The organism is Kribbella sp. NBC_00709 (genome assembly GCF_036226565.1).
Taxonomy (GTDB): domain Bacteria; phylum Actinomycetota; class Actinomycetes; order Propionibacteriales; family Kribbellaceae; genus Kribbella.
Genome location: NZ_CP108996.1, coordinates 6,889,268 through 6,908,158, shown reverse-complemented (window position 1 = coordinate 6,908,158; position 18,891 = coordinate 6,889,268). Strand labels below are relative to the sequence as shown.

Annotated in this window: 18 protein-coding genes; 10 read left to right on the top strand and 8 right to left on the bottom strand. The window is 68.5% G+C overall.

Annotated elements, in window-relative coordinates:
- Positions 1–22: 22 nt before the first annotated feature.
- Complete coding sequence (locus tag OHA18_RS33770; protein ID WP_328999405.1) at positions 23–895, bottom strand: DUF559 domain-containing protein; 873 nt, start codon at positions 893–895, stop codon at positions 23–25.
- A gap of 153 nt (positions 896–1,048) precedes the next feature.
- On the opposite strand from OHA18_RS33770, the gene OHA18_RS33765 reads away from it, so the two are divergent.
- Together OHA18_RS33765 and OHA18_RS33760 are read left to right on the top strand one after the other, a co-directional pair.
- The gene (locus OHA18_RS33765) at positions 1,049–1,276 is read left to right on the top strand and encodes a ribbon-helix-helix protein, CopG family (protein ID WP_328999404.1); all 228 of its coding nucleotides are present in this window, start codon (positions 1,049–1,051) and stop codon (positions 1,274–1,276) included.
- Positions 1,276–2,370 (top strand): Clp protease N-terminal domain-containing protein, encoded by a 1,095-nt coding sequence (locus OHA18_RS33760; protein WP_328999403.1) that lies wholly within the window; start codon positions 1,276–1,278, stop codon positions 2,368–2,370. The genes OHA18_RS33765 and OHA18_RS33760 overlap by 1 nt, the downstream gene beginning before the upstream one ends.
- A gap of 3 nt (positions 2,371–2,373) precedes the next feature.
- On the opposite strand, the gene OHA18_RS33755 is transcribed toward OHA18_RS33760, so the two are convergent.
- The 4 genes from OHA18_RS33755 to zapE are packed head-to-tail and all read right to left on the bottom strand — an operon-like array spanning position 2,374 to position 5,616.
- Positions 2,374–2,982: a DUF998 domain-containing protein gene (locus OHA18_RS33755; RefSeq protein ID WP_328999402.1), complete on the bottom strand. Its 609-nt coding sequence runs from the start codon at positions 2,980–2,982 to the stop codon at positions 2,374–2,376.
- Between the two features lie 45 nt (positions 2,983–3,027).
- The gene (locus OHA18_RS33750; protein WP_328999401.1) at positions 3,028–3,897 is read right to left on the bottom strand and encodes a polyphosphate kinase 2 family protein; all 870 of its coding nucleotides are present in this window, start codon (positions 3,895–3,897) and stop codon (positions 3,028–3,030) included.
- A 14-nt stretch (positions 3,898–3,911) separates the two neighbouring features.
- Positions 3,912–4,568, bottom strand: coding sequence for a hypothetical protein (locus OHA18_RS33745; RefSeq protein ID WP_328999400.1), 657 nt, complete (start codon positions 4,566–4,568; stop codon positions 3,912–3,914).
- A 37-nt stretch (positions 4,569–4,605) separates the two neighbouring features.
- Positions 4,606–5,616 (bottom strand): cell division protein ZapE, encoded by a 1,011-nt coding sequence (zapE, locus tag OHA18_RS33740; protein ID WP_328999399.1) that lies wholly within the window; start codon positions 5,614–5,616, stop codon positions 4,606–4,608.
- 105 nt (positions 5,617–5,721) lie between these two features.
- Here zapE and OHA18_RS33735 point away from each other — a divergent pair, with 105 nt between their 5' ends.
- The 6 genes from OHA18_RS33735 to OHA18_RS33710 are packed head-to-tail and all read left to right on the top strand — an operon-like array spanning position 5,722 to position 11,891.
- On the top strand, positions 5,722–7,035 hold the full coding sequence (locus tag OHA18_RS33735; RefSeq protein ID WP_130438525.1) for an ABC transporter substrate-binding protein: 1,314 nt from the start codon (positions 5,722–5,724) through the stop codon (positions 7,033–7,035).
- A 4-nt stretch (positions 7,036–7,039) separates the two neighbouring features.
- The gene (locus tag OHA18_RS33730) at positions 7,040–8,002 is read left to right on the top strand and encodes a carbohydrate ABC transporter permease (protein ID WP_328999398.1); all 963 of its coding nucleotides are present in this window, start codon (positions 7,040–7,042) and stop codon (positions 8,000–8,002) included.
- Positions 7,999–8,823, top strand: a complete 825-nt coding sequence (locus OHA18_RS33725) for a carbohydrate ABC transporter permease (protein WP_328999397.1) — start codon at positions 7,999–8,001, stop codon at positions 8,821–8,823. The genes OHA18_RS33730 and OHA18_RS33725 overlap by 4 nt, the downstream gene beginning before the upstream one ends.
- A 19-nt stretch (positions 8,824–8,842) precedes the next feature.
- On the top strand, positions 8,843–9,619 hold the full coding sequence (locus OHA18_RS33720) for a VOC family protein (RefSeq protein WP_328999396.1): 777 nt from the start codon (positions 8,843–8,845) through the stop codon (positions 9,617–9,619).
- The gene (locus tag OHA18_RS33715; protein ID WP_328999395.1) at positions 9,616–10,557 is read left to right on the top strand and encodes an aldo/keto reductase; all 942 of its coding nucleotides are present in this window, start codon (positions 9,616–9,618) and stop codon (positions 10,555–10,557) included. Before OHA18_RS33720 ends, OHA18_RS33715 begins: the two co-directional genes overlap by 4 nt.
- Entirely contained in the window at positions 10,554–11,891 is a 1,338-nt protein-coding gene (locus OHA18_RS33710) for a GH1 family beta-glucosidase (protein WP_328999394.1), read from the top strand. The genes OHA18_RS33715 and OHA18_RS33710 overlap by 4 nt, the downstream gene beginning before the upstream one ends.
- On the opposite strand, the gene OHA18_RS33705 is transcribed toward OHA18_RS33710, so the two are convergent.
- Entirely contained in the window at positions 11,888–13,108 is a 1,221-nt protein-coding gene (locus tag OHA18_RS33705) for an ROK family transcriptional regulator (RefSeq protein ID WP_328999393.1), read from the bottom strand. The genes OHA18_RS33710 and OHA18_RS33705 overlap by 4 nt on opposite strands.
- A 92-nt stretch (positions 13,109–13,200) precedes the next feature.
- Here OHA18_RS33705 and OHA18_RS33700 point away from each other — a divergent pair, with 92 nt between their 5' ends.
- Positions 13,201–14,175: a zinc-binding dehydrogenase gene (locus OHA18_RS33700; protein ID WP_328999392.1), complete on the top strand. Its 975-nt coding sequence runs from the start codon at positions 13,201–13,203 to the stop codon at positions 14,173–14,175.
- Positions 14,176–14,205: 30 nt separating this feature from the next.
- Here OHA18_RS33700 and OHA18_RS33695 read toward each other — a convergent pair whose 3' ends face one another.
- Positions 14,206–15,309: a Gfo/Idh/MocA family protein gene (locus tag OHA18_RS33695; RefSeq protein ID WP_328999391.1), complete on the bottom strand. Its 1,104-nt coding sequence runs from the start codon at positions 15,307–15,309 to the stop codon at positions 14,206–14,208.
- Complete coding sequence (locus OHA18_RS33690) at positions 15,306–17,747, bottom strand: beta-galactosidase (RefSeq protein WP_328999390.1); 2,442 nt, start codon at positions 17,745–17,747, stop codon at positions 15,306–15,308. Before OHA18_RS33690 ends, OHA18_RS33695 begins: the two co-directional genes overlap by 4 nt.
- Before the next feature lie 120 nt (positions 17,748–17,867).
- Between OHA18_RS33690 and OHA18_RS33685 the strand changes: the two genes are divergently transcribed.
- Complete coding sequence (locus tag OHA18_RS33685; protein WP_328999389.1) at positions 17,868–18,878, top strand: LacI family DNA-binding transcriptional regulator; 1,011 nt, start codon at positions 17,868–17,870, stop codon at positions 18,876–18,878.
- The last annotated feature ends 13 nt before the right edge of the window (positions 18,879–18,891 follow it).

Genomic DNA, 18,891 nt, shown 5'->3' with positions numbered 1-18,891 from the left:
GCAGAACCCCCTCCTGAGCGGCTCAGGCCGCCCGTTTGAGGGGGTTCTGCCTGCGCGTACGTCCAAAAGCCGCGAGGGCGTCACCCACCCAGGCCTCGTCGAGCACCACGTCCTCCCACGAGAACCGCAGCAAGGTCCACCCGCGGATCGCCAGGTTCACGTAACGGCGGCAGTCGCGGCGCAGCGCCTCGCGAGACGCATGGAACGCGAACGAGTCGGCCTCGAGCACGAGTCGCAGCCGGGGGTGGCCGAGGTCCACGCGGGCGTAGAAGTCATCGTCGGCGATCACCAGCTGCGGGACGAAGCCGGCGAAGCCGGCCTCGAGAGCGCGGGCCCTCAGCAACGACTCCAGGGCGGACGCAGCGCGGCCGTCGCTCGCCTCGGCCAGCCTGATCGCGCGGCTCCGACCGGGCCCCCGGACGGCGATCGCCGCCGCACGGAGCTCGTCCGCCGACAGGAGCCCCTTCCGCAAGGCCGAGTCGGCAACCGCAAGAGCCTCGCCGAACGGCAGGCTTCGCGCGCAATCGAGGACCGTGCGCAGAGGGGTCGTCGCTCCGTCGAGCTCCGGTGCATCCGTCCAGTGCAGGGTGCAGGCGAGTTTGGTGTTCCTCCTGCGTTGGGTCCGCCCGACGGTGACGTGCGGCTTGAGTGGGGTCGTGACGACATCCAGTCCGTGATGCTCGGCGGCGCTCTCGTGCGACAGCACGCCGCCGTGCGCCCGCGCGACGGTCAGCGCCGAGACATCGAGAGGCAAGCCGTACAAGCCTCTCGCGACCCGCTTGATCCGGCCCTCCGCCAGCGCGATCCGTAAAGCCCGGCCATGCACGTACGGCCGGAGTTGCGCGAAGGTCGCGCTGCCACCGGCCTTCTGCAGGACTTCGACGACGTCAGCCATGGGGCCAAGCGTCGCAAATCCCGCCGGCCCGCCGCGGAACTTGTCCACAGGTGGTCCTGGGTGCATGCACAACCCACCGAAACTGCCCTCCGGAGGCCAATCCAATGGGTTACGCATGCGCCCACGGCCAGCTAGCGTGATATCTTGATATCCATGGCGAAGGACGTGACCAAGAACATCCTGCTGCGGCTCGATCCTGAGTTGGCTGAGCGGTTGCAGACGGTGGCGTCGGTGGAGGGGCGGTCGGTGTCCGACGTGGCGCGGGAGGCGATCGCGGCGCTGGTGGATCAGCGGCGGCAGGACAGCCAGTTCAGTCGACTGCTCGAGGCGAACCTCGCCCGGCATGAGGAGTCCTTGCGCCGGCTTCGGAGTGACGGCTGATGCGGTACCTCGGTCCGTACGACGTGCTGGCGATTGCGGCTCGGGTGCTGCGCTGCAGCTCGGCGGACGCGGTACTGCGGACCGACCTGAACGCGGTCGAGCGGGTGCTGGACAGTGTCCGGTTGACCAGTGGGCTGGCCGAGTCGGCCGGGGTGCTGCTTGCGGGCCTGGTGCGGGCGCGACCGTTCGGCGGGGCCGATCGCGTGGTGGCGGTGGCGATCGTCCTGCAGTTCGTCTCGTTGAATCGGGCCGAGCTGCAACTGGAGCCGGTCGAGGACGTCGACGACCTGCTCGATCGGATCACGGCGGGCGAGGCGAGTTATCGCGAGGCCGGGGCGTTCATCCGGAGCCGGCTCGAGCATCGGCCGGTGCGACCGGAGGACCTGCAGGAGGACCTGCGCCTCGATCTGCTGCTCAGCGAAGAGACGCTGACGCTCGATGTCGAGCAGGAATGGTGGAGGGGAATTCGGATGTACGAGCAGTTCAGCGACCCCGCCAGGCGGGTCATCGTCCTGGCGCAGGAGGAGGCCAGGAGCCTCGATCACGCGTACGTCGGGACCGAGCACCTGCTGCTCGGGCTGATCACCGAGGGCCAGAGCATCGCCGCCCGGGTGCTGGCCCCGCTCGGGATCACGGCCACAGCCGTCAAGGACCTGGTGCTGGAGATCATCGGCCGCGGGAAGGGCACCGCCGATGGGTCGATCCCCTTCACCCCGCGGGCGAAGAGCACGTTCGAGTACGCATGGGGTGAGTCACGGGCCCGCGGCGCGGAGCAGGTCCGCCCGGAGCACCTACTGCTCGGCGTACTGAACGATCGCGACGGCGTCGGCGGCCAGATCATCACGAAGCTTGCCGCCGACATCGATCAGGTACGCCGCAAGCTCGAGGAGCGGATGAACTGGCGCGAGCGCTCCGAGGCCCTCGTCGCCGGCATGCTCACCGAGGACACCGGCCCGACGTGGACGACCTACGGCCGCCGGCACCATCTGATCCACGAGCTGAACGCCGTCCTCGACGAGAACGAGCGCCTGCACGAGCAGGTCGCCAGGCTCCGCGACCTGCTCCGCCAGCACGACATCGATCCCGACAGCTGACGCTCAGCTCGCGGCTTCGACGAGCAGGCAAATCCCGGCCGTCAGGAACCACAGGTTCGTGCTGAGCAGGAACCCGCGCTCGAACAGGCCGAACACCACCCGCAGCCGCGGCACGAGCGCGATCACCAGCAGGACGAGCGACACCAGGGCGATGATGCGCAGCACCGCCAGGAAGCCTCCCACCGACTCCCACGCGCCGACGGATCCGAGTTCGGGCGTCAGGTCGGCGATCGCGGAGTACGTCAGCGCGAACGCGGCGACCGCGAACAGATAGTGCAGCCGCCCGGACTTCGTCAGTCGCTGCCCTTCCAGGTCGGTCGGGAACTTCAGCATGCCGACCCGCATCACCGGGATCAGGAACAGGAACACCAGCTGCAGCACGGTCACCGTGGGTGTGCCGGGCTCGACGGCGAGCCCGGCGGCCAGCGCAAGGATGCCGACCGACGACGCCACGAGCGCCCAGCGAAACAGCCACGCGTAGCTGCCGACGCCGTAGTCGCTGACGGCATGCCGGACCGGGTGGTAGCCGGTCGGCAGCACATGCAACGCAACGAAGACACAGAGGTAGCCACCCATCCCCAGGACGGCCAGAAGAGCCAGGAGCAACGCCATGGGGGTAACCGTAGGCGGCACCTGACCGGAGCCACCTAGCCGATGTCAGGTTGCTGCCAGGCGTTCCTTCTCCTTCTTCACGTCGAAGTCCGCGACCGGCCACTGCGGGTCCAGCTCCCTCAGCGTCTCCAGGAGGATCGTGGTGACGGCCCAGTTGCGGTACCACTTGCGGTCGCTCGGGATGACGTACCACGGCGCCTCCGGCGCATTGCAGCGCTCGATCGCCGCGTGGTAGGCGTCCATGTAATCCGGCCAGAGCTGCCGCTCGTCGACGTCGGCCGGGTTGTACTTCCAGTGCTTGGTCGGGTCGTCCAGCCGCGCCTCGAGCCGCGCCCGCTGCTCCTGCGGCGAGATGTGCAGGTAGCACTTCAGGATCGTCGTGCCGTTCGCGGCCAGTTCGGCCTCGAAGTCGTTGATCTGGTCGTAGCGCCGGTCCCACACGTTCGGGGTGACCAGGTTGCGCACCCGCGCGATCAGGACGTCCTCGTAGTGCGACCGGTCGAAGATCCCGATCATTCCCTCGCCCGGCAGCGCCTGCTTGATCCGCCACAGGAACCCGCGCCGCTTCTCGGCCGGCGTCGGCGCCTTGAACGACGTGATCTTCAGGCCCTGCGGGTCCATCAGCCCCGCGCCGTGCCGGATCACGCCGCCCTTGCCGGACGTGTCCATCCCCTGCAGCACCAGCAGCACGCTGCGGGTGCCGTCCTTCCGCCCCTCGGCGAACAGCCGCTCCTGCCAGTCCGAGACCTCGGCGCCGAGCTCGTCCAGCGCGATCTTGCCGTCGTCCTTGGAGCCGCTGAAGCCCGGCGTCGCACGCGTGTCGTACGTCGTCAGGTCAACCGGCCCGGCCGGCACCCGTAACTGTTCCCGCAGTCCCCCAGCAGCAGCCTTGTCGCCCTTCTTCTGCTTCGCCATCTCCACATCCTGCCTCATCCACGCCCGACTTCAGCGGTTTTGCGCCGACGACGCCGCGACAACACGATCTCGATCACGAGAACCGCCAGGCCGCAGACGGGTACGGCGAGCGCGCCCCACACGACCCCGCCGAGCGGGGCCAGGCAGTCGCCGTCGTCGGGGCACTCGGTCCTTGCGTAGTAGTCCGCTCCGATCGCGAACGCGACGAGCACGACGACGATCGTCCCGCACAGATAGACCGCCGTACGGACCAGCCACCTGCCTGGTCCGGGCCGGGCTCCAGCTGGTTCGGCCGCTGTTTCGCTTTCCGGCGCCGGCTGTACGCCGTTCGCGATCAGCACGAAGGCGACCAGGCCGGTCGCGAACTCCAGCATGGCGAGTTCGCCCTCGCCCCGGTTCCAGACGAATCGGAACCCGTCGTTCGAGATGCTCGCCCAGACCAGGAGGGCGGTCAGGACGGCCAGGGCGACACCCAGCCACAGGCGCGCCTTCGGATCAGGCCAGGCGGCCGGGACCGACGCGACCGCCGGGACGAATGCCAGGGCTCCAAGCGGCAGGATCCACCGCTCGGAGCCGAAGCCGGACGTGTCGTCGAACTGCACGAACCCGCCGGCGAACAGCAGCCCGAGCGCCACGACCAGCAGCAAGAGCGAGAGCGAACGTCGACTCATCCGTCCAGGGAAGCATGCTCGGGGATCAGGCCTGGGATCAGGCGGCGCGAGCGAGTGCGATCAAGCGAGAGAGCGCCCGGAGGTACTTCTTGCGGTAGCCGCCCTTGAGCATCTCCGGCGAGAACAGCTGATCCAGCGGTACGCCGCCGGCCAGCAACGGGAGGTTGCGGTCGTACATCCGGTCCGCGAGTACGACCATCCGGAGCGCGACGTTCTCGTCGGTCAGCGGTCGTACGTCGGTGATGGCTACCGTCTCCACGCCATCGAGGAGGGCGCCGTACTTGCTCGGGTGCAGCTCGGCGAGGTGGCGGTGCAGGTCGACGAAGTGGTCGCAGGAGGCGTTGGGGCGTTCCGCGACATCCTGTTCGACCTTGTCGTCGGGCCATGGGTCGGGGGCGACGGGGAGGCCGCGGTGGCGGTAGTCGGGGCCGTCAATGCGGCGTACGTCGAAGTGGGCGGCCAGGGCCTGGATCTCGCGGAGGAAGTCGACTGCCTGGAAGCGGCCTTCGCCCAGCTTGTCGGGCAACGTGTTGGACGTCGCGGCGAACTCGACCCCGGCCTCGACCAACTGACCGATGAGGCGGGAGATCAGCATCGTGTCGCCGGGATCGTCCAGCTCGAACTCGTCGATGCAGATCAAGCGGTACGACGAGAGCGCGTCGACCGCTGTGCGAAGGCCGAGGGCACCGACCAGGTTGGTGAGCTCGACGAACGTGCAGTACATCTTTGGCCCCGCCGACTCGTGCCAGAGTGAGGCCAGGAGATGTGTCTTGCCGACTCCGAAGCCGCCGTCCAAGTAGATGCCCTGTTTGCCTGGGGCTGACGGCCGGCGACGCAGCCGTGCCCAGAGCGACGTGGGTTGCCTGGGCGCGGCCAGTTTGGCGGCGCGGGCGGTGAGGGCGGCCAGCGCCTCGGACTGGGAGGGCTCGTCCGGGTCAGGGCGGTAGGTGGTGAAGCGGGCGTCGGCGAATCTCGGCGGAGGGACGCACTCCGACAGCAGGCGGTCGGGGCTCACCTCCGGCCATTGCTCGCTCAACCGGATCACCATGGCCCAACCCTAAGCGAGGGAAAACTCCGGAAACTCAACTGTGGCCTTGACCGCTTTCTTACTTTCAGTTAGGAAGTTGAGTAGGCGAACGACGAGGAGTCTCCGATGGGCGAACAGCACGTGCGGCGGCGGACAGTTCTCAAAGGGGCGGTGGGTGCGCTCGGCCTCGGATCCGCTCTCGGATCCACGCTGGCTGCCTGCGGTGGCAGCGACAGCGGCGGCGGGACCACCAGCGGCGGGAAGGCCGTGGTCCGGATGTGGTCCTGGTACAACGACCAGGAGGATCAGTTCCCGAAGCTGATCAGCGCGTTCGAGGCCGCGCACAGCAACATCAAGATCGAGAACCGGATCTTCGGCACCCCGGACCAGTACCTGCCGGCGTTGCAGGCCGCGGTCGCGGGTGGCGACGTACCGGAGATCTTCGCGCCGCACACGCGGGCGCTGACGTACGGCACCGGCGGCATCTCCGCCGACCTCAAGCAGGAGCTCGGCGACGACTTCCTGAAGGACTTCTTCGACTCGGCCAACCAGGAGTACACCCTGGACGGCAAGCAGTACGCAGTCGGCTGGATGGCGCAGACGTTCGGGATCTTCTACAACCCGGACATGCTGAAGAAGGCCGGGGTCGAGGAGGACGGCATCGAGACCTGGGACGACCTGATCGCGGCGTCGCAGAAGATCAAGGCGACCGGCAAGTTCCCGGTGGCGCTGAGCTGCAACCCGACCACGAGCTCGCTCGACTTCTTCCTGCCGCTGATCACGCAGGTGGCCGACGACCCGACGTACTACCTGAAGCTCGACCAGCTCAAGGACGGCACGACCTACGAGGATCCGAAGGTGATCCAGGCGATCGAGCTGCAGCAGAAGATCGTCAAGGGCGGCGTCTTCCAGCCCGGGACCACGGGCACCAGCGGCGACCAGGCCCCGCAGATCTTCTACACCGGCAAGTCGGCGATGCTCTTCAACGGCAGCTGGACCCCGCAGGGCCTGACCAAGGACGCGACCCCGGCGTTCAACAAGCTGTACAAGGTGATGAAGACGCCGGCAATCGCGCCCGGGAAGCGGCACTGGACCGCGAACCAGGCCGGCGCCGGCTGGGCGGTCGCGGCGAACAGCAAGAACAAGGACGCCGCGCTGGAGTTCCTGAAGTTCATGTACTCCGCGGAGCAGTACTCCCCCACGATGAACGACTCGAACTCGATGCCGGCCACCAAGAGCGCCGCGGCCCGGATCGAGCTGCCCATCATGAAGCAGATGACGTCGTGGCTGCTCGACGGCGACGGGTGCCCGCACATCCCGTTCGGGCCCGGCTCGGTGGCGGCCGGCGATCCGCTCGCGAAGATCTTCGACGGCAGCGGCGAGCCGGCGGCGGTCGCCAAGGCGATGCAGCAGGCGGTCCAGAACGCCAAGGGCGGCTGATCGGATGGTGACAACGCTCTCCCGGCACGACGTCGTACGACGGTCCGCCGGGCGAACGTCGTACCGGTTCGGATCGCCGTTGCGACGGTCGCAGCGGATCGCCGGGTTCCTGTTCATCGGGCCGACGTTCGCGTTGTTCCTGGCGTTCGTGCTGTGGCCGATCCTGTACACGGCGTACCTGAGCCTGACCTCGTGGGGCGGGTTCGGGGCGCCGCGGTTCGTGCACTTCGACAACTACAGCCGGATGCTGCACGACCCGGTCGCGCGCCGGGCGCTGATCGTCACGCTGGTGCTGACCGGGGTGACGACCGCGGTCCTGACGTTCCTCGGACTCGTCACCGCGGTGCTGGTGAACGTGGTCTGGTCGAAGGTCGGCGTGGTCGTGCGGACGATCCTGTTCATCCCGGGGATCGTGTCGTTCGTCGTGTCGGCGGTGCTGTGGAAGCTGATCTACGACCCGAACATCGGCACGCTCAACCGGTTGCTCGGGGCAATTGGTCTGGACAGCCTGCAGCACCCGTGGCTGGCCGACCACAAGACCGTGCTGCCGGCGATCATCGTGGTCACGGTCTGGGGCGGGCTCGGGTTCAACATGCTGATCTACTTCGCCGGCCTGCAGAGCATCGACCCGAACCTGTACGAGGCCGCCGCGATGGACGGCGCCAACACGGTCCAGCAGTTCCGCCACATCACCGTGCCGAGTCTGCGGATCGTCACCGGCCTGATCGTCAGCCTCGGCCTGCTCAACGGGTTCAAGGCCTTCGACATCATCTTCGTGATGACCGGCGGCGGGCCGAACCACGGCAGCGAAGTACTCGGCACGTACTTGTACTCGCTGGCGTTCGGTTCGACGTCCGGCTCGATCCCACAGCTCGGGTACGCCAGCGCGTTCAGCGTGGTGACGATGGTGCTCTGCACGCTCGCGGTCATCGCCCAGCTCTGGCTGACGCGGAGGGCGGACCGATGAGGACCAAATGGATCGGGAAGTCGTTCGCGACGTTCGTCCTGCTGCCGTTCTGTCTGTTGATGGCGTTCCCGTTCGTGTGGATGCTCCTGACTTCGTTGCGGGAGCAGAACACGATCTTCAACGGGCCGATCATCCCGCGGAAGTTCACCGGTGTGGCGTACAAGGACGCGTGGACGTCGATCGACTTCCCACTGCACTTCTGGAACAGCGTCTGGATCACGTCGGTGACGGTGATCGGGGTGCTGATCTTCGCGACGCTCAGCGGGTACGCGTTCGCGAAGCTGGATTTCCCGTTCCGGAACACGCTCTTCGTGTTGCTGCTGACCACGCTGATGATGCCGTCGACGGCGCTGATCATCCCGCTGTACCTCGAGCTCAAGTCGCTCGGTCTGCTCGACAGCCAGGCCGGACTGCTGGTGCTGTACATCTCCGGGTCGGCGCCGTTCGCGATGTTCCTGATGCGAGCGTTCTTCCAGACGTTGCCGGACGAGCTGATCGAGGCGGCGCGGGTGGACGGCGGCAGCGAGCTGACGATCTTCCGGCGGGTGATCCTGCCGCTCACCCGGCCCGGCATCGCGACCGTGGTGATCTTCCAGTTCCTGTCCACCTGGAACGAGTTTCTGATCGCCAACACGGTACTGCGCAACACCGACGCGCTCCCCCTGCAGCCGGTGCTGTTCACGTTGATGGGCCAGTACTCCACGAACTGGCCGGCCCTCACCGCCGGCCTCACGCTGTCCGTCGTACCGGTCGTGATCGTCTACGTCCGGATGCAGCGGCAGTTCGTCGCCGGGATGATGCTCGGCGCGGTCAAGAACTGACTCCTTCGAAAGAGGTCGTATGCCGATCAAGAACGTCGTGGTCAACAGCACCGATGTCGCCCGCTCGGTCGAGTTCTACACCAGGTTCCTCGAGCTGGAGGTGGCCGGCGAGCCGACGGCGGAGCGGGCCGTGCTGGACGCGGTGACCGCGACCGTCGAATTACGGGCCGTGGGCAACGGCCGGGAGCAGAGCACGTGGTCGCCGGACGATCTGCAGAAGGGGTTCCGGCACATCGGTTTCAAGGTCGACCGGATCGACGAACGGGCCGCCGTACTCAAGGAGGCCGGGGTCGAGTTCAAGCTCGACCCGCTCGATGCCGAGGGTGCCGTCCGGATCTGCTTCTTCTACGACCCGGACGGCACCCTGCTGGAGATGATCCAGGGCGACCTGCAGTACGCCGAGATCCTGGACCCGGACGGGGTCGCCAGAGAGCGTTCTCTGGGCGTTCCCGCGCGGCCGCGGTTCGACCATGTCGCGGTGACGATCGAGGACCGCGATGCCACCAGCGCGTACTACGACCGCAACTACGGCTTCTCGTTCATCGGCACGATCGAGCAGCCGCACGACCAGCGCGGCTTCCACATCGGCTACCTGAAGGGCGGCGACACCGTCCTCGAGGTGTTCACGTACGAGGTGGACAAGAGCTCCCGCGATCCGCAGCTCGACGTCGCCGGTTTCGCGTACACCGAACTCGTGGGCGACCCGCCCGACCTGCCCGCGGCGACCGCGCCGGACGGGACCAAGGTCTACGTCGACCGTGACGGGTTCACCTTCGCCGTAGGCTCCGAGGCATGACTGACAATTGGCTGCGCCCTCTCGGCTCCACCGGGCTGACCGTCTCCGCCGTCTGCGCCGGCGGCAGCGGGCTCGGAAGCATGCCCGCGGTGTTCGGCTACGACGTGACCCGGCGCGAGGCGGTCGACCTGGTCCTGCGCGTGTTCGACAGCCCCCTGAGCTGGATCGACACGTCCAACGGGTACAGCGACGGCGAGAGCGAGCTGCGCATCGGTCTGGCCATCAAGGAGTACGGCGGGTTGCCCGACGGGTTCCTGATCGCGACGAAGGTCGACGCCCTCGACGGCGACTACTCCGGCGCGCGGGTACGGGCCAGCGTGGCCGAGAGCAAGGAACGACTCGGGCTGGACGAGCTGCCGCTGGTGTACCTGCACGATCCGGAGTACCACGACTTCGACTCGATGCGGGACGCCGTCGACACCTTGATGCAGTTGCGTGCCGACGGGGAGATCGGGCATGTCGGACTCGCGGGCGGGAACACGCGCGAGCTCGGGCGGTACCTCGACCTCGGCGGGTTCGAAGTACTGCTGGTGCACAACCGGTGGAGCCTGGTCGACCATTCGGCCGGGGCGATCTTCTCGCGGGCGCGCTCCGAAGGCATCGCGGTGGTGAACGCGGCGATCTACGGCGGCGGCATCCTCGCGAATCCCGCGGGCGCGACGAAGTACGCGTACCGCGAGGCGCCCGGGGCTGTGCTGGAGGCCGTGGCGGAGATGGAGAAGGCGTGCCAGGAGTACGGCGTCGACCTCGCAACGGCCGCGCTCCGGCACTCGGTGGACGACCCCGGGATCGCGGGCACGGTGGTCGGGATCACCAAGCCGGCCCGGGTCGACGCGCTGCAGGCGGCCATGGCGGCCGACCTCCCCGCTGAGCTGCTTAACCGGTTAGGTAACCTACTTCCCCAAGGGCAGTACTGGGTCGAGAAGGAGACGTCGTGACGAGCGGATTCATCTGGGGTGCGGCGACCGCGTCGTACCAGATCGAGGGCGCGGTCTCCGCGGATGGGCGCGGTCCGAGTATCTGGGACACGTTCGCGCACACCCCCGGCAAGATCGCGGACGGCACCAATGGCGACGTGGCCGACGACCACTACCACCGGTTCGCCGAGGACATCCGGATGCTGGCCGGCCTCGGGCTGAAGGCGTACCGGTTCTCGATCGCGTGGCCGCGCATCGTGCCGGGTGGGTCGGGTGCGACCAACGCAGCCGGACTGGACTTCTACCGGCGCGTGGCCGAGGCGTGCCTGGAGAACGGCGTCACGCCGTACGCGACGCTCTACCACTGGGATCTGCCGCAGCCGCTCGAAGACGCCGGCGGATGGCTGATCCGCGATACGGCCGAGCGGTTCCGCGACTACGCGGCCGTAACGCATGACGCGCTGTCCGACGTCGTCAAGCACTGGATGACCTTGAACGAGCCGTGGTGCTCCGCGTTCCTCGGCTATGGGAACGGCGAGCACGCACCGGGTCGCACGGAGGGCGCGGACGCGCTCAAGGCCGTGCACCACCTGCTGCTCGGGCACGGCCTGACGCTCGACGCGATCCGCTCGGAGGGTTCGGCGTACGGGATCGCGCTCAATCCGGCGCCGATCCACGCCGCCACCGACTCCCCCGCCGACCGCGACGCCGCGCGCCGGATCGACGGCCTCCGGAACCGGATGTTCCTCGAGCCGCTGCTGTCCGGGCGGTACCCGGCGGATGTCCTGGAAGACACCGGGATGACTTCGTGGTTCGCGGAGCAGGAGGCGGACCTTCCGCTGATCGCGGCGCCGCTCGACTTCATCGGCGTGAACTACTACTGCCCGACCACCGTCGCCGCACCGGACGGACCGATCTCGTCGCCCGTCCCGTCGACGCAGCCCGGCAGTGAGAACGTCGTTGCCGTCGACACCGGTCTCCCCCGGACCCAGATGGGCTGGCCGATCCAGGCCACCGGTCTCCGCGACATCCTGGTCACCATCAACAAGCTCGCCCCCGAGCTGCCCTTGTACGTGACCGAGAACGGCGCGGCATACCCCGACTCGGTCACCGCCGACGGGACGATCGAGGACGACGACCGGCTCGACTACATCAAGCAGCACATCGCCGTCTGCGAGGACCTGGTGGCCGAAGGCTTCCCGCTGAAGGGCTACTTCGTCTGGTCCTTGATGGACAACTACGAGTGGGCCTGGGGCTACAGCCGCCGCTTCGGCATCGTGTACGTCGACTATGCAACCCAAGCCCGCACCGTCAAGAAGAGCGGACGCTGGCTCCAGAGCCACCTCGCCGATTAGGAGCGGGTGTTCTGGTGCGGCGTCAGCTGGGTGTGGAGGACCAGGGAGGCGGCGCCCAAGGCGGCTGCGCTGGGGCCTAGTTTGGAGAGTTCTACCCGGGTCGGATGCATAGCTCGGACGAAGGACAGGCGGTTGAGTTCGGTGGCTGCCACGCGGACGTAGATATCGCCGGCCTCGCTGAAGCCGGGGCCGGCGAGGATGATCTGGTTGAGGTCGAGCAGGTTGGTGATCGAGAGCAGGGCCTTCGCGAGGTAGGTGGCGGACTCCTCGATCAGCTCGACACAGCGCGCGTCTCCGGCAGCCGCTAGGCGGGCGATCTTGGCGAAGTCGGAGCGGGTGGACAGCCGGCGGCCGCGGAGGCCGAGTTTGTCGGCGAGCGACTCGTCCTGGCCGGCGCGCGCGACCACCGCGGCGGGCGCGGCCAGGCTCTCTAGGCAGCCCTGTCCGCCGCACCAGCACATCGGACCGTTCACGTCGAGGACCATGTGGCCGATCTCGCCGACATTGGACGACGAGCCGCGGTACACGTCGCCGTTCGTCACCAGCCCCAGCCCGAACCCGGCGGCCATGTAGACGGTCGCGAAGTCGTTCACCGACGGGATCTTGCCCGCCCAGAACTCGCCGATAGCGGCGCAGGTCGAGTCGTTCTCGACCACGATCGGGTGGTCGATCGCGTCCTTCAGCGTGTCCCGCACCGCGAACGGCTCCCACGCGTACTTCTCCGAGTCCGTCCGCAGCAGCCGCGTCCCGCCGCGCCCTTGCCGACCGGCCAGCGCCACCCCGACGCCGACCAGTGTCGACGGCTCGATCTCCGCCTTCACGATCAGGTCCTCGAGCTCGGCGGTGATCCGCCGCACCGCCGTCGCCGGCGCGTCCTTCCCGATCCCCCGCGACGACACCTGCTCGATCACCCGGCCGCTCATGTCGGTGACGACGTACGTCGTGCTCGGGGTGTCGACCGCGATGCCGATCGCGTGCCGGGCGCGTGGGTTGAACTGCAGCAGCGTGGCGCGTTTCCCGCCGGTCGGGTCGCCGTACCCGGTCTCGATGATCAGACCGTCGGCGAGCAGCCGCTTGACCACGCGGGAGATCGACGCACCGGTGAGTCCGGATCGATCGGCGAGGTCGACGCGGGTGACCGTGCCGCTGGAGCGGATCAGGTCCAGGATCGCGCTGTGGGTCTCCTGCGCGGTCGCACCTCTCAGAATCTTCGCCACGTCACCCTCCCTCGGATCGCACTTTAGTACACAACGTAAGGAAGTGGCAGTAGTTGACCTCAACCGTCATTGAGGTCCTAGCGTTGCCAGACATGAAGGCGATCAGACTGCACGCATTCGGTCCGGCGGAGAACCTGCTCTACGAGGAGGTGCCGGACCCCGCTCCTGAGCCGGGCATGGTGCTCGTCGAGGTCGAGGCCGCCGGGGTCCACCTCGTCGACACGATGATCCGCTCGGGCTCGACCGGAGACAGCCCGATCCCCATCCCGGACCTGCCGACGATCCCTGGCCGCGAGGTCGCCGGCCGGGCGAGCGCGGTCGGCCCGGACGTCGACGCGTCGTGGATCGGCAAGCGCGTCGTGGTCCATCTGGGCATGGTGCCAGGCGGGTACGCCGAACGCGCGGTAGCGAAGGTCGAGTCGCTCTACGAGATTCCGGACCATGTGGACGCGGCGCAGGCGGTCGCCGCGATCGGTACCGGGCGGACGACCGCCGGGATCCTGTCGCAAGCGCGGCTGACCGCGGACGACGTCGTACTCGTGACTGCCGCGGCAGGCGGGATCGGCAGCTACCTGATCCAGGCTGGGCGGAACGTGGGTGCGACGGTGATCGGCCTCGCCGGTGGGGCGGCGAAGGTCGAGCTGGTGCGGTCGCTGGGTGCGCAGTACGCGATCGACTACAACGATCCGGACTGGGCGGCCGGTTTGAAGGCTGAACTGGGTGATCGCGAAGTCAGCGTTTTGCTCGATGGCGTTGGCGGGACCAATGGTCAGCAGGCGTTCGATCTGCTCGCGTATGGCGGACGCTTGTTGATGTTCGGGTGGTCGGGTGGCGGGGCGATCGAGTTCACCGACGAGGACCTGGCAGCCCGGGGCCTCACGGCCGGGTGGGCGATCGGAGCCAAGCTGGCCGCACAACTCCGCACCCTCGAGTCCGCCGCCCTCGAGGAGACGATCTCGGGCCGGTGGAAGGCGCTCACCACAACATTCCCGCTGTCGGAGGCAGCAGCCGCCCACCAGGCCCTCGAAGACCGCCGGACCACCGGGAAGGTCGTCCTCCTCACCTGAGTGGGGCGTGTGGGGCTGCGTGAGCGAGGTTCAGGACGTGCGGGGGTCGTGGGTAGGGCGGGTCTCGGCCGCGGTGCCGGTGGGGATGTCGTAGGTGAGGTCTGGGAAGGGGCTGGTGATTTCTACTACTCGGCCCTCGGCCGCGGATTGTTTGGCGGCGAGCATGACTTCGAGGGCGTGGAAGGCGTGCTCCGGGCGGGTGACGGTCGGCGTACCGTTCTCGATGGAATCGACCAGGTGCCGGAGGCCGTCGGTCCAGGGCCAGTGGGGGTCTCGTTCGCCGACGAGCTCCCAGGAGCCGCGCGCGTTCGACCACTGTTCGAACCCGTTCGGTGCCCAGTCGTCGCCGAGCAGCTGTAGCACGCCGGTTGCGCCGTACAGCTCGATGGCCGGCGAGCGGTACTGCTGCATCGTGAACCCGGTTGCGATCGAGGCGAACCGGGCCTGACCGAAGTCGAGCACGATGTGCGCATTGTCGTCGGCGCTGACCGTGACCAGCTCGCCGTTGACCTCACGCTTCGGTACGGCGGTGCCGACCATCGCGGTGACCCGCCGTACCGGGCCGAAGAACCCGCACAGACTGGTGAGGTTGTACACGCCGAGGTCGAACAGCGCCCCGCCCCCGGACTCGTAGAACCACCGCCCCCACCAGGGCCCGGACCAGCCGTACCGCGCCCGGGCCAGGTGAAGGTCGCCGATCTCGCCGTCACGGACCCGTCGGTGCATCTCGCGGTACGTCGGCGACAGGACGATGTGCGGCGCGCACACGAGCAGCCCCGGCGCCTCCGCGGCGACCGCGAGCAGATCGCGACCCTCCTCCAACGAGGTCGACATCGGCTTCTCGACGAGCACGTGCTTGCCGGCTTCGAGCGCCGCGCGGGCGAGTGAGCCGTGCTGGTTCATGCTCGTCAGGACCAGCACGATGTCGAGGTCGTCGCGGGCGAGCAGTTCCTCGGGAGCGCCGTACGCCGTGTTGATGCCGAACCGTTCCGCCGCGGTCGTCCGCTTGCCGGCGTCGGGGTCGTAGCCGGCGGTGAGGCGGACACGACCTTCCTGCTCGAGTTTGGTGATCAGGCTCGCGTACGGGCCGGAGAGGACACTGCCGAGTCCGAGCACGCCGATGTTCAGAGTCATGAGAGCCTCACAGTCAAACGGTCGGTTGCCCCGTCGGCAGGCCAGCTGACCAGCCACCCCTGCTCGCTCCGGACGGCGGTCGCGTCGCCGTCCGCGGTCACGTCGCGGGTGGTTCGGATCAATGCCTGGCCTGCGGAAGACGAGCGCCGGAGGAGGACGGTCGAGCCGTCGCCGCGGCCGTCGAGTTCAGCCGTGGACCAGCCGAGGACCGCGTCGGCGAGGTGTACGCCGAGCGGGAGGATGCGTCCCTCGCGGGCGTCGAGGTGGAGCTCCAGGACGACGTCGTCCACCGACAGCGTGAAGTCCTGTGGGACCGGCGCGACGTTGATGAGGTGCACCAGCCGCTGGCCGGCGCCGTCAGCCGTGCTCGTGACGACCAGACCAGGCGTGTTGCCGTCAGCAACTATCCGGCGGCGTACGCCGACGCGCTCCAGCAGCAGGCGCCAGAAGTCGAGGTGACACGGGTAGTCGCAGGCCAGCACGACGGCTCGTCCGCCACCGGCGACCCGTACGTCCACAGCAACCGGCGACCCGTCCGCAACATCCGCGACCAGGACCTCACCGTCGCCGGCCAGGTGTTCCAGCATGCCCACCCGAACCTCTGGTTGGTCGCCGGCCCAGGCGGCCGCGCGCACCGACGGGAAGTAGTGCGGTGCGCCTTCGACCGTGTCGTCGACCTTCAGGCCGAGCTCGTCGGCGAGCACCGTGCACGGCGTACCGTCGTCGTCCGCGACCGGCACCCGGCCATGCAGCAGCAACCGGCCGCCGGCTCGAACGAAGGCCGCTAGCCGCTCCTGGATCGTCCGGCCGAGCACGGGCGGCGTCGCGAGCGCGACCACCGGCCCGGCCGGATCCAACGTCGCGCCGGCCGAGGTCGGCGCGCCGGACAGATCGACCGCCCGGAAGGAGTAGCCGCTCAGGAGCAATGCACGGGCGAGGATGTCCCGCGGCCCCATCCCCCGGTACCGCTCCAGCTCGCCGACCTGCGCCCGGCGTACCGACGCTGCCGGGTGGCAGTACTCCGTCAGGTAGTGGTCCGGCACATAGCCAAGGACGATGTCGTCGTACTCCTCGTCCATGTCCGCCAGCAGATGCTCGGCTCCACGGACCGCGCGCACCGCCGAGGCAGTCGCCGCGTACGTCGTACTCAGCCGCCCCTCCGGATCCACCGGCGCCGCGAACCCGTGCCGCTCGCCGGTGAACGCGATCCGGTCGTTGCCGTCGCCAACAGCATCGTCCAATGGCGGATTGTGGCCACCGGCGAACAAGTAGTAGTTGACCAACCGATTGCCCTGGGCAACGCAGAGCCGAGTCTTCAACTCGGCCGTCTCCGGGCTGGTCAGCGAGCTGAGGTCCTCGCCGTAGTCCCCCGTCCCGGCCTCGAACTCCAGCGACGTGATCGGCTGGTCGGCATCGTGCACGGCGGCCATGAACGCGTTCATCACATACAGGTCCGGCACCTTCTCGACCGTGAGCTCGCCGGTGTAGTGATCGGAGCCCGAGGTCATCTGCGGCACCCCGGCGTACGACTTCGACAGCTGGCTGATGCCGATCGGGAAGTGCCGACCACGGCCGGCGTAGGTGCCGTGCAGGTTGACCAGGAAAGGTACGCCGTCGACGCCGTGCTGCAGCGCGACGTCCCGCAACCGCAGCAAGTACTGCGCGTACCGGTCGCGGTGATGCGCCCCGAGGTCATGATGCAACGCGAGCTGCTGCGCCACTGTGCCGTCGAGGGTCCCACCGGATCGCCATTGCGACGCCCAGCCCGCGGGATCGTCTGGGTCAGCGCCGTACCGCGAGATGCTGCCCTCACGACCCCAGGTCCGGAACGCCCACACGGCGAGGTCGGCCAGCGTGCGGTCGGTCAGCTCCGGGGTGTTGGTGACCCACGACAGCATGCCGACCTCGTTGTCCAGCTGGACCGCGGCGACCGGTCCGCCCTTGGAAACAAGGCGTTCCGCGAGCATCGGCATGATCGCGGCGTACCACTGCTCTGCCTCCGCGACGTACCCGGGCTCGAGGTAGTCCAGCGTCTTCGACCCGGCCGGCTTGCCGTCCCAACCCAGCGGGACGGCGTCCGGGTGGTCGCGGTAGATCCGGAACGGCAGGCCTTCGTTCTTCAGCTCGGCCATCACGAACGGGCCCGGCCGCGCGATCACCAGCAGGTCCCGCTCCGCGGCCAGCTCCAGGAAGCCCGCCAGGTCGCGGTACTCGCTGGTGCGGCCAGTGAGGTCGACGCCGCCGGCGGTCTCGTGCACGAGCCACGGCATGTAACTGGCCACCGCATCGCAGCCCGCCGCGATGAGCTTGTCCAGCCGGTCGGCCCAGTCCTCGCGATGCAGCCGGAAGTAGTGCACCTCGCCGGCCATCAGGATCCGCGGTACGCCGTCCACCAGGAGCCGGCGCCCTTCCAGCCTTATCGATCTGGGGTTCCGCACAGGTACCTCACCAGGTCTCGATCGCCGCGCCGTGAGCTGTTGCCTCTGCGGCACGGTCGTGGTTATGGTCGTGAAACCGGTCTCATGAAACCGGTTTCAACCGTAACGGGAGTTCAGCCGATGGGCAACAGCCGCGTCACCCTCCGCCGGGTCGCCGAGATGGCCGGCGTCTCTCCCGCGACCGTGTCGCGGGTGTCGCGTGGCACGGTGCCGGTCTCCCCCGAGCTCCGCGACCGGGTGCTGCGGGTGATCGAGGAGCACGGCTACAAGCCCAGCCACTTCGGGCGCGCGCTGGCCGAGCGCCGGCACGGCGCCCTGGGCCTGGTGTTCCCAGGACTGTCCGGCCCGTACTTCTCCGAGCTGATCCAGGGGTTCGAAGCCGAAGCGCTCGAGACCGGCGACAGCGTGCTCGTCCTCGCATCGCACTCGCGCGCCGACACCGACGCGATCGTACTCGACCTCGCCGACCGCGTGGACGGTATGGCGATCCACGGTGGGACCGTCTCGGCCGAGACGATCGCAGCCGTCGCGGCGCAGATCCGCGTGGTGGTGATGGCCAGCGAGGCGGGGCCGGCGCACGCGTCCGTGAGCGTTGCCAACGACAACATGAAGGCGCTCACGCGGCACCTGCTGATCGACCACGGTTATCGCCGGCTCGCCTTCGTCGGTACGCCGGACGGCTCGCCCGACGTGACGGCCCGCTGGCAGGCGTTCCTCGCGGCGCACAAGTCGGCCCGCCGCAAACCGCCGGCCGAACCGATCCGCGTCGGACTGCAGCAGTCCGACGGCGCGATCGCCGCCGAACAGTTGCTCGATGCAACAGATCGCCCGGACGCAGTGGTCTGCGCGAACGACGAGACCGCGCTCGGCCTGCTGCTGAGCGCGCTCGGCCGCGGGCTGCGGGTGCCGCAGGACATCGCGATCACCGGCTTCGACGACATGCCGATGGCGTCCCTGGCGCGGCCCGCGCTGACGACGGTCCGGCAGCCGATCCGCGAACTGGCGGCGACCACCGCCCGGTTGCTGGCCGATCCGATCGACCAGCCGGTGGGCGACATCACCCTGCCGACCGAGCTGGTGCTCCGTGCGTCGTGCGGCTGCGGGGGGTGCGCACTGAGCTTGCCGCACTGAGGGGATACGGGGA